12 protein-coding genes are annotated in these 12,839 nt (G+C 66.1%); 5 read left to right on the forward strand and 7 right to left on the reverse strand.

The annotated features are described in order from the left end of the window. The first annotated feature begins 107 nt into the window (after nt 1-107). On the forward strand, nt 108-1,322 hold the full coding sequence (locus tag ACFE7K_RS07785; RefSeq protein WP_375397612.1) for a cytochrome P450: 1,215 nt from the start codon (nt 108-110) through the stop codon (nt 1,320-1,322). A gap of 37 nt (nt 1,323-1,359) precedes the next feature. Here ACFE7K_RS07785 and ACFE7K_RS07790 read toward each other — a convergent pair whose 3' ends face one another. The 6 genes from ACFE7K_RS07790 to dgoD form a co-directional block, all read right to left on the reverse strand. Next, nucleotides 1,360-1,779, reverse strand: a complete 420-nt coding sequence (locus ACFE7K_RS07790) for a DUF3237 domain-containing protein (RefSeq protein ID WP_375397613.1) — start codon at nt 1,777-1,779, stop codon at nt 1,360-1,362. A gap of 29 nt (nt 1,780-1,808) precedes the next feature. Continuing rightward, on the reverse strand, nt 1,809-3,185 hold the full coding sequence (locus ACFE7K_RS07795) for an SRPBCC family protein (protein WP_375397614.1): 1,377 nt from the start codon (nt 3,183-3,185) through the stop codon (nt 1,809-1,811). A 96-nt stretch (nt 3,186-3,281) separates the two neighbouring features. Continuing rightward, the gene (locus ACFE7K_RS07800) at nt 3,282-4,088 is read right to left on the reverse strand and encodes a sugar phosphate isomerase/epimerase family protein (protein WP_375397615.1); all 807 of its coding nucleotides are present in this window, start codon (nt 4,086-4,088) and stop codon (nt 3,282-3,284) included. A 16-nt stretch (nt 4,089-4,104) separates the two neighbouring features. Then, nucleotides 4,105-5,055 carry an NAD-dependent epimerase/dehydratase family protein gene (locus tag ACFE7K_RS07805; protein ID WP_375397616.1) on the reverse strand — a complete coding sequence of 317 codons (951 nt, stop codon included), beginning with the start codon at nt 5,053-5,055 and terminating at the stop codon, nt 4,105-4,107. 17 nt (nt 5,056-5,072) lie between these two features. Beyond that, complete coding sequence (locus ACFE7K_RS07810) at nt 5,073-7,508, reverse strand: TonB-dependent receptor (RefSeq protein ID WP_375397617.1); 2,436 nt, start codon at nt 7,506-7,508, stop codon at nt 5,073-5,075. 378 nt (nt 7,509-7,886) lie between these two features. After that, nucleotides 7,887-9,026 carry a galactonate dehydratase gene (dgoD, locus tag ACFE7K_RS07815; RefSeq protein WP_375397618.1) on the reverse strand — a complete coding sequence of 380 codons (1,140 nt, stop codon included), beginning with the start codon at nt 9,024-9,026 and terminating at the stop codon, nt 7,887-7,889. A 284-nt stretch (nt 9,027-9,310) separates the two neighbouring features. Here dgoD and ACFE7K_RS07820 point away from each other — a divergent pair, with 284 nt between their 5' ends. The 3 genes from ACFE7K_RS07820 (at nt 9,311) to ACFE7K_RS07830 (ending at nt 11,834) form a co-directional block, all read left to right on the forward strand. Beyond that, entirely contained in the window at nt 9,311-10,207 is an 897-nt protein-coding gene (locus ACFE7K_RS07820) for a 2-dehydro-3-deoxygalactonokinase (RefSeq protein WP_375397619.1), read from the forward strand. Further along, nucleotides 10,207-10,842: a 2-dehydro-3-deoxy-6-phosphogalactonate aldolase gene (locus tag ACFE7K_RS07825; protein WP_375397620.1), complete on the forward strand. Its 636-nt coding sequence runs from the start codon at nt 10,207-10,209 to the stop codon at nt 10,840-10,842. Before ACFE7K_RS07820 ends, ACFE7K_RS07825 begins: the two co-directional genes overlap by 1 nt. A gap of 137 nt (nt 10,843-10,979) precedes the next feature. Continuing rightward, a complete protein-coding gene (locus ACFE7K_RS07830; protein WP_375397621.1) occupies nt 10,980-11,834 on the forward strand; it encodes an SMP-30/gluconolactonase/LRE family protein in 855 nt (284 codons plus the stop codon). A 46-nt stretch (nt 11,835-11,880) separates the two neighbouring features. Here the strand turns inward: ACFE7K_RS07830 and ACFE7K_RS07835 are convergent, their stop codons facing one another. Next, entirely contained in the window at nt 11,881-12,138 is a 258-nt protein-coding gene (locus ACFE7K_RS07835) for a type II toxin-antitoxin system RelB/DinJ family antitoxin (protein WP_375397622.1), read from the reverse strand. Nucleotides 12,139-12,520: 382 nt separating this feature from the next. On the opposite strand from ACFE7K_RS07835, the gene ACFE7K_RS07840 reads away from it, so the two are divergent. After that, nucleotides 12,521-12,823, forward strand: a complete 303-nt coding sequence (locus ACFE7K_RS07840; protein ID WP_375397623.1) for a hypothetical protein — start codon at nt 12,521-12,523, stop codon at nt 12,821-12,823. Nucleotides 12,824-12,839 lie beyond the last annotated feature (16 nt).

A 12,839-nucleotide genomic window follows, 5' to 3' on the forward strand; every position in this document is an offset into this window, starting at 1 on the left:
GGTCCGGGATCGAGCTATCGCCGCGGCGATCTTCAATGTCTTTGTTTTGGCGCGCGAAGGTGGCACAAGCGGGTCTGGATCCACGCTGCAAGACGGAAAGAAGCTCAATGGCCACGAACAGTGTCGTACCCGAGCACGTCGATCCCGGCCTTGTCCGGCATTTCGACTTCTACAATGACCAGCGCTACGCGCAGGCGGGCGGCATCTACGAAGGCATTGACAGGCTCCGCGCCGAGGGGGCGCCGGGTATCTTCTACACGCCGGAATATGGCGGCCACTGGGTGATCCATGACCACGAACTGGTCTTTCAGGCGGCGCGCGCGACCGACATCTTCACCAGCCGCCTGATGGGCATCCCGGCTCCTCCCGGCCAGGAGGAGCAGTTCTCGCCGCCGATCACCGTCGATCCGCCGCTGCACGACCAATATCGCAAGCCGATCGTGCAGGCGTTCACGCCAAAGCTGATGCAGGCCCTGGAAGGCCATATCAGGGAACTCGCGGTTCGCCTGATCGACCAGATCGCCGGCAAGGGCCGGTGCGATTTCGTCGCCGCGGTCGCCGAGCCGATGCCGGTCATGATCTTCATGGAGCTGATGGGCATGCCGCTCGAGCGGCTCCACGAGTTCCGGGCGCTGGTGCCGCTGTGCCTCCTCAACCATGACGAGGAATCGCGGATGGCCGCGATGGGGCAGGTGGCGGCCGAGATGTGGGCGCTCATCGAGCAGCGCAAGATCAAGCGCGAGGACGACCTGATCAGCATGCTGGTCGATATCCAGATCGATGGCCGCCCGGTCACCGACGAGGAATGCATCGGGTTTGCCGTCCAGATCTTCTTCGCCGGTCTCGACACGGTGACGAACGCGATGTCGTTCGGCACGCTGCGGCTCGCCAAGGAGCAGGCGCTGCAGACCCATCTTCGCGAGAACCCGAAGGACATCGTCGCCGCCTCGGAGGAGTTGCTGCGCTGCTACGCGCCCGCGCAGCCGACGCGGGGCGTGACCCGCGACGTCGAGTGGAACGGCGTCCGCTTCGGCAAGCGCGATCGCGTGCTGCTGTTCCTCGCCGCCGCCAACCGCGATCCCAAGGCATTCGACCGGCCGACCGAGGTAGACTTGGATCGCAAGACCCCGCACATGGCGTTCAGCGCCGGGCCGCACCGCTGCCTGGGGTCGCATCTCGCGCGCCTCGAATTGCAGATCATGTATAATGAACTGCTGACGCGCGTGCCGCAGTTCCGCCTCGATCCGGACCAGCCGCCTCGTTACCATGGCGGCATCGTGATCGGCATGGACTCGCTGCCGCTCGTCTGGGATGTCGCCTGACGATCTTTTCTACGCGAAGACTTCGGCGCAATTCGCGTCAGCGCAATTCGTAGAAGTCGTAATGGACGCTCCATTCCTGGCCGCGCCGTTCCAGGCGGGACTTGCCGACCGCCTGGATCCGCGACAGCCAGCGATAGCGGTCGTGCCCCGTCTCGAAGCTGGCCGCGACGCGCGATGTTCGATTGCCGGTGTCCGACAGGTCGAGCTTGCCCGTATAGCGCAGCCCGATCAGCGCGCCGTCGTCGGTGCGCAGCGTCATGCGAACGTCGATCGTCCCGATGTCGCCGGCGAGGATCAGCCAGTCCGAGGCGGCGCCGGCCAATGTCGCGCGCAGCCGATCACCTTCGAAGACGGCGCTGCGGATGTCGCTCTGCGACCGCTGGCCGGTGGGCGTCTTGCCGAACTGGAACGGGGGATCCACCTCGAACCGGGCGGTGCAGAGGGGAACGAGTTCCATGACGCTTTCCATCCTATTGGCGCCAGCGGTCACCCGGCGGGCGTTTCGCCGACCGGCTCGACCACCGGCGCGCCCGTCCCCATGTAATCGGCAAGCGTCTTGTGAAAGTTGGACACCGCCTGCTCCCACACCGGATTGGGCCGCGCGCCGACGAAGCCGCGCGACTTCATGCCGCGCTGCACCTCCGGCATGTTGTGGATGTCCTGCATGAGGATCAGGCCCCAGAACCTCTCGTCGGTCAGATCCATCGACCATTCGATCTCGGGCTGTGGCGGCTCGGTCCCCTCGGGGACGCGATCCATCGCATAGGCCTCGAAGATGCAGCTGTCAGGATCGTAGCCGTTCGGGCGCGTGCGATAGCCCAGCACATAGGTCGGCGCGGCGAGGATCAGGCAATTCGGGAAGATGTGCCAGTCATAGCCCGCATCAAGCATGTGCTGCGGGGTGATCGCCGGCCAGGTGACGCCCTTCTTCGCGTCGATCTCGATCGTCCATTCGACCATCTTCTGGAGCACTTCCAGCGGTGGCGTGCCTTCGGGCAGTTCCTTGGGCAGGCGCTGCGCGGCCTCGACCATCGAGTGGCTGAGAAAGGCGTCGAGCGTATCGACCAGATGCTGCTGGTTGACCGCCAGCGCCTCGCGCACGTCCTCCAGCGGCTCCGGCTTGATGCGCTTCGAGCCCTGGCCGGCGAAACGGTTGGCGGGAAAGGGCATCATGCCGCTGTTGGAATGCTTGCCCCACGCCTTGCTCCAATGGAGATCGTCGGACCATTCGAGCAGCTGCGGATGCGAGGTCTGGAGGTGGTAGCTCTCGTTGAACGCCTCGAGCGCGGTCTTCCAGTTGCACGGCATGACCGTTGCCTTGCGCCAGCGAAAGCGCATGCGATCGATCTCGAACGGATCGAGCATCGACTTGGCCGGCTCCAGATAGTCGTGCAGCGGCTCGCAATCCGGGTCCATGTTGATGAACACATAGCCGCCCCAGATATCGACCTTGACCGGGCGCAAGGCGAGCCGGTCGTCGGTCAGCTGGCCGTTCCAGTCGTGCTTGTCGACGACCCGCGCGTTGGTGCCGTCGAGGTTCCATTGCCAACCGTGGAAGGGGCAATGGAAGCGCTTGGTGCAGCCCTTGCCGGCGGTCAGCCGGCGGCCGCGATGCTGGCAGACGTTGTAATAGGCCCTGATCTCGTCCTTCGACGCGCGCGTGACGATGATCGACTCATCGAGAATATCGTAGGTGACGAAATCCCCCACCTTGGGGATCTCCTCGACCCGGCAGGCCCATTGCCACACCTTGGCCCAGAGCTTCTCGTTCTCGGCGCGAGCATAAGCCTCGGAGATATAAGCCTCGGCCGGGATCAGCACCGGTTCGGCGGGGGGCGGCGGCGTGAAAACGGGCTGATCCATCGATCTATCCTGCAGTGGGTTGGCGAGCGCCATGCGGCGACACATTAATCCAGATGCGGTTTGGAGGATATCGGCCGGCGCAACGCCCTGACGATATCAGGGCAGACAGGAGCGACAGGCCTCCGCCAGCCGCCCCGCACCCGCCTCCGGACCCAGCGCGTCCATCTCGTCGCTGAGCACCTCGGCGCCCACGGGCAGGCCGGGCCGGGCGGCGAGCACGCGCGCGACGATCTCGCGCAGCGGCAGCGCGCCCGCGCCGGGCAGCTTGCGCCCGCGCATCGGCACATAGGGCAGCAGGTCCTGGTCGGGCGAGCGATCGGCCAGCTGCAGCCCGCCGATGAGCATCGCCGTCGCCGGGTCGAGCTCCTCGAGCGTCTCTCCGCTCCGTGCGAAATGCCACGTATCGAGCAGCACCGACCCGTTTTCCGCGCCCGCCGCGCGGACTATTGCGACGGCAGTGCGCAAATCGGGAATGCCGGTGCCGGGAAGAAATTCGATCGCGAGCCGCAGGCCCTCCTCGCGCGCCCGGCGGCAAGCCCTGGCGAACGCCTCGGCCAGCTGCTCGACCGGCGTCGGCACTCCCCCCATATGGACGAGGTTGATCGCGCCCGCACCCAGCGCGTGCGCCGCCTCGATGCAATCCACAAGGGTGGCGGCGTGTGGATCGTCCGGGCCGCGCGATGCCGGAACTCCGGGCAGCGCGCTGCACAAACCGTCAATGAAGCTGACGGTGACGCCCGCATCCTCGATCCGCGCGCGCAGGCCGGCCGCCGCGCCGCCGCTCGCCACGAATTGCCCCACCGTCGTGGTGACATGCGCGAAGCCCGCCCTTCCGCCCGCGCGGGCAAGCTCGACGAGTGGCGCGTCGCGGAAGGTATAGCTCCACAGTTCGAGCGCGATCATGCGGCGGCCGGTCCGGTCAGCCGGCCTTGCGGACCCAGGAAGACAGGCCGCGCTCCTCCGCGGTCTGGAAGCGGGGGTGGAGGCATTCGCCGAGGAGGTCAAGCCGCGCCGGATCGGGCGCCCAGCCGAGCTCGGCGCGCGCGCGCGGACTGCGCGACCGGCTGCACGATGCGAACACGATGAGCGCGGTGAAGCGGTCCCATATCGCCGCCGCCTCGTCAAAGCCGATGCTGCGCGTCGGCACGCCGAGATGGGCGGCGATGGTCTCGGCCATCATCCGCCAGTTCACCTCGCCCGATACCGAATGGTAGAGCGCCCCCGATACGCCGCGCTCGATCGCCAGCGCGTAGAGATCGGCGAGATCGTCGACATGGACGCTGGAATAGCAATTGAGGCCGCGCCCGACATAGCAGACCGCGCCTGTCTCACGCGCCGAATGGTAGAGGTCGGCGATCGGCTTGATCGCATGGTTGCCCCAGATCAGCGGCGGCCGCAGGCAGATCGTGCGCAGGCCCGGGCCGCCGGCGGCCCGGACGAGGCGTTCTGTGTCCAGCCGCGCGGCGATCTGCCGGCGCGACTCGAACGCGTCGTCCTCGGCGAAGCTGTTCTCGCTCCAGTCGCCGTCGGTGCGTTCGGAGATCAGGCTGGTCCCGCCGGTGAAGAGGAAGGTCTTGCCCGTATCCGCCAGCGCGGCCAGCGCCGCCTCGACGAAGCGCCGCTCGTCCTCGAGCATGAGCTGCGCGGCCCAGACGACGACGTCGTGATCGGCGAACAGGGCAATGGTCGCCGGCGCCGCCACATCGCCGGCCACGGCCCGCGCGCCTTGCGTCTCGACGAGTGCCGCATCCGCAGGGTTGCGGATGAAGCCGGTCACGTCATGCCCCGCCGTCACCAGCCGGGCGACGACGTGGCGGCCGACATAGCCGGTCGCACCGAACACCAGGATGCGCATTGCCGAACCGCCCATCGCCGCGCTCTCCAAAATCAGTTTCCGAACCTATAGCGGAGCCGAAGGCCGTACATGCGCGGCTCGCCGACCGTGCCGGAGGTGAAGCCCACGATCGGCAGCAGCGGCGCGAAGACGCTGTAATATTTCTTCTGCAGCACGTTGGTCGCGAACAGCGCGAGATCGATATTGCTGCCGGCGATGTCGTTCCAGTTGGCATTGAGGTTTAGCAGGTCGCGCGCCTTCACATAGGAGTAGCCGAACAGCCTGCCGTTCGCGTCGCGGCTCGCATAATTCGTCAGCATGCGGTCTTCATGGACGAAGGTCGCGCCCACGGACACCATGCCGGCCGACGGGTCGATCGGCAGCGTGTAGGTGCCCGTGGCGGTGAACTTGTTCTTCGGCGCGAAGGTGAGCGGGTCGCCCGGAAATTCGGACGCGCCGATCGTGTAGGGGCTGTTTGCCGGGGTCGCGGCCAGGCTCACGCTCCTGAGCTCGGTGTGGAGATAAGTGTAGGCGCCCTCCAGCGTGAAGCCGCGGAACGGCGTGATCGTCCCGCTGACCTCGACGCCCGAAATACGCGACCTGCCGGCGTTGAAGATGCCGCTGATCGTCGGCACGTTGGTCCCCGGCTTGGGATTGAACAGCACGTTGAGCTGCTGGTCGGAAAAGTCGTTGTAGAAGGCGGAGACATCGAAGGTGCCGCGCACGGCGCCGCGAAAGCTGGTCTTGAGCCCCAGTTCATAGGAATCGACCTTTTCCGGTCCGAAGACGGCAAATTGCGACGGCACGTTGGCCGCGATGCCGCCCGCGCGATAGCCGCGGGCATATTTGGCATAGATCAGCACGTCGCGGCCGGGCTTGTAGTCGAGGTCGATCAGCCACGTCGGCTTCGAGGATTGCTCGCGAAAGGTGACCGCGCACGTCGGCAGCGTCAGCCCCGGTTCGCCGCACGCCGTGGCGGTCGACGGCGCCGCGACCGGCCCCGGCGCGAAGGAATAGCTGAGCAAATTGGCGTCGGTCCTCACGCGATCCCAGGTATAGCGGAAGCCGCCGGTCAGCTTGAGCGTGTCGGTGAGGCTGTAGGTGCTCTGCGCATAGAGCCCGACATCGTGGAACCGGGTCCGCGCCGTCTGTTCGATCACCCCGCCCGCGCCGAGCGGATTGTTGCAGACCAGCGTATCGAGATTGGCGCAATTGACGAGCGTCTGGATGCGGTAGCCCGACTGGCCCAGCGGCTGGCTGACCTCAAGATAGGCGCCGCTTTGCCAGTTCAGCCGCCCGTTCAGGCTCGTGCCCTGGACGCGGAACTCCTCGGTCATCGTATATTGGTCGGCGGTGGGAAGATTGGGGGCGGGCTGCAAGCTGTTCAGGCCGACGACGGTGCCCTTGGCATAGAAGGGAACGAACAGGCTGGTGTCGAGCACGGTGCCGAACACGCCCGAGGAATAACGCTCGGTAAGTTGTGCATAGCTGGCGATGTTCTTGATCGTCACATTGTCGCCGGCCTGCCAGGTCGTGGTGTTGACGACCTGCCACTGCGTCAGATTGTCGGTCGATTCGGGTATGACGTTCTGGAGGGTAAAGAAGTCCGCACCCTTCGCGGCTTCGCCGGCGAGCTGGGCACAGGCGAGCGCACCCAGGCCCACCGCCGGATCGCAGACCGCGAGCTTCTGCTGATCGCCGTTCGTCCGGGAGCGCGTGTAGGAGGCAATCGTGTAGTTTTCGAGCGTGGGCGTCAGATCGACCACGAGACTGGCGCGAATCGAGGTATAATTGACGTCGGCGAGCCGGCCCGGCCCGATGCCGCTGTCGTTCCGCAGATATCCGTCGCGCTCCATATGATCGACGCCGATGCGGAGCCGCGCGCGATCGCCGAGCGGGGTGTTGAACACGCCCTGGATGCGCTTCATGTCGTAATTGCCGTAGGATGCCTCGACATAGCCGCCAAGCGTGTCCTTGGGCCTCTGCGGCACGAGCAGCACCGCGCCGCCGGTCGTGTTGCGGCCGAACAAGGTCCCCTGCGGGCCCTTCAGCACCTGCACGTTCTCCAGGTCGAACAGGCTGCCCGGGCCCGCGCCGTCGCCCGCCGGCACGTTGACCGCCGGGGCGCGCGGCGCGACGACGTCGGCGAAATAGACGCCGACGGACGGCTGGGTCCCGAGATTCTGGACAAAGCCGCGGATCGAGAATTGGGTCTTGGTCGCGCCGAAGAAATTGTCGGTCTGGAGCGAGGGCGTGTAGATCGAAAGATCGGCCGCCGTCGTGATGTTGCGGCTGGCGAGCTGCTGCTGGCTGAACGTCGTGATCGAGATCGGCACGTCCTGCAGCCGTTCCTCGACGCGCCGCGCCGTCACGATGATGTCGCCGGCGCCGGCGACATCATCGCCGGCCTGGCCGACAGCGGCGGCGGCGGGCGCCGGTCCGGCAGGCGCCGGCGCCGTCTGCGCCAGGGCCGGAACGGCGTGAATCATCGCGAGCACGCTCGTCATACCGAGCGCGGATTTCCGCTGCATCATCATGGTAAAAATCCCCTCCGAACCCTTCTGGTCTTCAGTCTGCTGTACGAGAACCCTTTCGATAGCGCGCGCTATGCGACGGGTCCTTCCTGTTCTGACCGCCTTGTGCAGCGGTACGTCGATCCGCCGAGCCGGATGCCGCTCGTCGCCATCCCGCTTCGGGATCATATCCGACCAACTGTCGGCAGCCGCCGCAATCGTCAAGGACGTGGACGACGCCCGGCCGGATATCGTGCGGGCGGTCCAAAAGTCCGTTTGAAAACTCGCGGAAGAGCGAGTTTGGTGCGGTGCCGCCCTGCGCAGCCACGCTAACGCGTCATCCGAACCGCCGGCTCACCATTCAGCGACGCTGCCGTCGGCCTGGCGCCAGATCGGGTTGCGCCAGCGATGCGGCTCCGCCTGGACCAAACGTACCTTTGCCTCGTCGATCTCGATGCCGAGGCCCGGCCCGGTCGGGATCGGCAGAAATCCGTCGATGGGGGTAAGAACCTCAGGGTTCGTGCAAAAGCTGAGCAGATCGTGACCCTGGTTATAGTGGATGCCGAGCGACGTCTCCTGCAGCACGACGTTGGGGGTGCAACCGGCGAGTTGCAGGCAGGCGCCCAGGGCAAGCGGACCGAGCGGGCAATGCGGCGCGACCGCCACGTCGAACGCCTCAGCCATGGCCGCGATCCGCCGGCATTCGGAGAGACCGCCGGCATGGCTGAGATCGGGCTGGATGATATCGACCATGCCCGAAGCGAGGAACGGCTTGAAGTCCCAGCGCGAATAGAGCCTTTCGCCAAGCGCGATGGGCGTCGCGGTCAGGCCGGCGATCCGGGCCAGCGCTTCCGCGTTTTCCGACAGCATTGGTTCCTCGATGAACAGCAGCCCGAGCGGCTCGAGCGCCTTGGCAAGCTGCTTGGCCATCGCGCGATGGACCCGGCCGTGAAAGTCGAGGCCGACATCCATGCCGGCCGCCTGCGCCGCGCGGACCCGCTCGCTCACTTCCTCCAGCGCGCGCGGCGAGACGAGATAGTCGAGCTCGGCCGTCGCGTTCATCTTGACCGCCGAGAAGCCCTGCTCGCGGCGCGCCCTGGCCGCGTCGGCGATGTGCTCGGGACGGTCGCCGCCGATCCAGGCATAAGCGCGCACCTTGTCGCGCACCCGGCCGCCCAGCATTTCCCAGGCCGGCAGACCGTAATGACGACCCTTCAAATCCCACAGCGCCTGGTCGAGGCCCGACAGCGCCGACATCATCACCGGGCCGCCACGATAAAAGCCGCCACGATAGGTGATCTGCCAATTGTCCTCGATGCGGCGAGGGTCGGCGCCGATCAGGCGGTCCCGGATCGCCTCGAACGCGCCGCCGACCGCTTCGGCATGGCCCTCAAGGCTTGCCTCGCCCCAGCCGAACGCGCCATCGTCAGCCTCGATACGGACGAACAGCCATCTCGGCGGCACCAGGAAAGTCTCGATACGGCTTATCTTCATGGGAACTTCCAACCACGTCCGAGCCATCTAGCGTGCTGACAGCCCTGCCCTGCAAATGGGCCGAAGATCGGCGCCGGCGCGGACGCAGGCTAGCCGGATAACCCGCTATCCGGCGGCGCGCCCTTCCTCCCGGCGCCGATCTTCGGCTCCATCTCGACCTCGTGCTTCATGGCGCCGCACTCTAAGCATTTATCTTATGATCATGTGCCTGCAAGGATAATACAGGCGCACGAAAGATATCGCGCGGGCTCGGCGGATTCCGCAGGGCAACCTCTGGAGCAAGCATGACCTGGCACGACGGCTATATCGCGGTGGATTGGGGCACTACCAACCGGCGCGCCTGGCGGGTGGGGCCGGACGGCGTAATTTCCGCATCGTTCGAAGACGATCTTGGCCTGCTAGCGGTGCCGGAGGGGGGCTTCCCGGCGGCCGCGGCGGCGATCCGGCAGCGGCTGGGCGACGATCCGATGATACTCGCCGGGATGGTCGGGTCGGATCGCGGCTGGCGCGAGGCACCCTATTTCCCCTGTCCCGTTGGCGCCGAGGCGCTGGCGGCGGCGATCGTCTGGATCGAGCCCGGGCGCACCGGCATCGTGCCCGGGGTGAGCCAGTGCGGGGCGGCCGGGACTGGCGCCGATGTGATGCGCGGCGAGGAGGTGCAGGTGTTTGGCGCCGCCGCGATGGGCGTGACGCCGCCGGACGGCCTAGTCTGCCATCCCGGGACCCATGCCAAATGGATCCGGTTGCAGGCCGGGCGTATCGCGCGGTTCCGGACGATGATGACGGGCGAGCTGTTTAACCTGCTCAGGACGCACAGCATCCTGGCCCCGCAGCTCCGGGGGCCGGCGGCGCCGGATGACAGCTTTTCGGCGGGTGTCGCGGCGGCTTTTGCCGGGGGGGACGTCCTTTCGGGCCTGTTCGGCGTTCGCGCGCGCTACCTGCTCGGCGAAAGCGTCGGCGAGCCGGCTTCGTTCGCGAGCGGATTGCTGATCGGAAGCGACGTCCGGGCCGCCCTGGCGGAGGACGCCGCCGCCCCCGCTCGGGAAGTCGTGTTGATCGGTCGGCCCGATCTATGTGCGCTCTATGCCGCCGCCCTGGCCATGCGCGGCGTGGCGACGCGCCGGGTGGACGGCGCCGAGGCCTTCCTTGCCGGCATCCGGCTGATTGCGGAGATGCTGTGATGAACGCCCTCGTTGCTTTTCGCCGCCATTTCGCGGCCTGCCCGCTCATCGCCATCACCCGCGGCGTGACGCCGGACGAGGTCGAAGCGATCGGCGCGGCATTGATCGAGGCCGGCATCCGCATCATCGAGGTGCCGCTGAACTCCCCGGCGCCGTTCGACAGTATCGCGCGCCTGGTTCGCGCGTTCGGCGGCGAAGCCCTGGTCGGCGCGGGGACCGTGCTGCGCGCCGATGACGTGGCGCGGGTCGCCGATGCGGGCGGCGGCATCGTGGTGTCGCCCGGCGCAGATAGCGCGGTGATCGCCGCCAGCGCACGCGCCGGGCTGGTCTCGGCGCCCGGCTATTTCACGCCGACTGAAGCGTTCGCCGCGCTCGACGCCGGCGCGCATGTGCTGAAGCTCTTTCCGGCCGAGGCCGCGCCGCCCGCGGTCGTCAAGGCGCAACGGGCAGTGCTCCCCAAGGACGTGCCGCTCGTCATGGTGGGGGGAATCACACCGGACAAGATGGCGGCTTATGCCGACGCGGGCGCTAACGGGTTCGGGCTGGGCGGCGCGCTCTACAAACCGGGCCAGACCGCCGCGCAGGTCGGTGCCCAGGCGCGCGGCTTCGTCGCGGCGCTGGGACCGCTGGCATGACGATCCGGATCGCCGTGGTCGGCCATCCCGCCATCGCCGCGCCGGTCGTCCGACTTGATCGATGACGGGGCACGGCGCGATGACCAAGCTGATCGCCGAGGTGATGGCGCTCATCGTCGACGCCGAACGGGACTGAGATGGACTGCATCGCCGACGTCCGCGCTATCCTGGGCGAAGGGCCGATCTGGGTCGCGCGCGACGCCGCGCTTTATTGGGTGGATATCGTCGGCAAGAAGATCTTCCGCTGGTCCGCGACCGAAGGCGTGCGAACCTGGGACGTGCCGATCCACGTCTCGACGCTGGCGCCGCGGACCGGCGGCGGGTTCGTCGGGGCGGGACATGACGGCTTTCTCGCGGTCGAGATCGGCGCGGCCATCACCGTCCTGGGCGACCCGGAGCCGGATCGTGAAGGCAATCGCTTCAACGACGGCAAGGTCGACCGGGAAGGCCGGTTCTGGGCCGGGACCATGGACCGACACGAGCGGCAGGCGAGCGGCGCGCTGTACCGGCTCGACCCGAACCTTGCATCGACCCGGATCGACGACGGTTACCGCATCACCAACGGCCCCGCCTTCAGCGTCGACGGACGGACGATGTATCACACCGATTCAGCGCTTCAGCGCGTCTATGCCTTCGACCTGGCGGCCGACGGCAGCGTCGCCAATCGCCGCGTCTTCGCGCAGTTCGGCAAGGGTGACGGCCATCCCGACGGCATGACCGTCGATGCCGACGATTGCCTGTGGATCGCCTTCTGGGATGGCTGGTGCGTGCGGCGCCTCTCCCCTGCGGGCGAGCCGATCGCCGAACTGAAGGTGCCGGCGCAACGCCCGACCAGCGTCGCGTTCGGCGGCCTCGATCTCGATCACCTGTTCGTCACCAGCGCGCGGCGCGGCCTGACCGCGGCGGCACTGGCGTCGCAGCCCTGCGCCGGCGGAGTGTTCATGGCGGTGCCCGGCGTGCGCGGCGTGGCCGAGCCGTACTTCGCCGGCTGAGCGGCCGGCCCGGCGCCGTCGCCCGGGCATCGTCCGGCGTTGAGCTTCAGCCCTTCAGATCTACCATTAGGTCCGCCACACTATCAAAGCCCGCAACCTTACCGTCACGCAATTCCTGAATGGCCTCGCGCGTTCCGGCGTTGGGGGTGCGCACTTCGAACGGAAGGGCCTTTTCCGTTGCCACGCGCGTAAGGAGCAGCCGGATTGCGTCCGACACCGATAATCCCATTGAAGACAGGACCGCCGCAGCCTCTTTCTTCAAGCCTGGTTCGATCCGCGCCCGCACCACATCAACCGCACTCATCTAACACCTCTCAAATTCGTAGCCACGTTGTAGCTACGATCTATATCTGTTCATTGACCAAGCCGTCAATGGTCCACCCCCTCTCTGCACTCTCCCCGGCATCACAGCATGACCGCATGACCGCATGACCGCATGACGTGGCATGACGGCATTACTGTGCTGAAGACAATATTTATCAGCATTTTTAATAACTTACCGAACACATATCGCAACATATGTTGCATGTCGCGTCGAAGAGGTGAAATGTATGGCTAAAACTCATACATGTAAAATGTCGTATATTTAGATTCGACCGTCGCAAATATCTATCTAAGTCCATGATAAATAATGATAAGTGCTGTAGAAGCATTTTTGTCGATTTTGACGAATAAGGGCTACGCAGATGGTTTCGGGACGTGAAGCTGGGGCAATTGCAAAAAAGCAGATCGCGTTGCGAGAGCATCTTTGGCCGGGCATTGATAAACGATGGGTGTGGGATTTCCACGCGGATAAGGGCTTCACGCGAATGCCCAAAACGCTCCCGTTGCTCGCCAAGATCATGGACGAAATGACGAAGGGTGCGCCGGTTTCGTCAACGTACATCACCCTTTGGTGTTGTACGTGGGACAACAACGCATTCGTGACGCTCAACAAGCCCGGCGAAATGGTGAACCGCCCCGGGTTTGCCGGAGGCCATTGGTTGTGAGTCACGCCGCCATACC

Source organism: uncultured Sphingomonas sp., from assembly GCF_964244265.1.
Taxonomy (GTDB): Bacteria; Pseudomonadota; Alphaproteobacteria; order Sphingomonadales; family Sphingomonadaceae; genus Sphingomonas.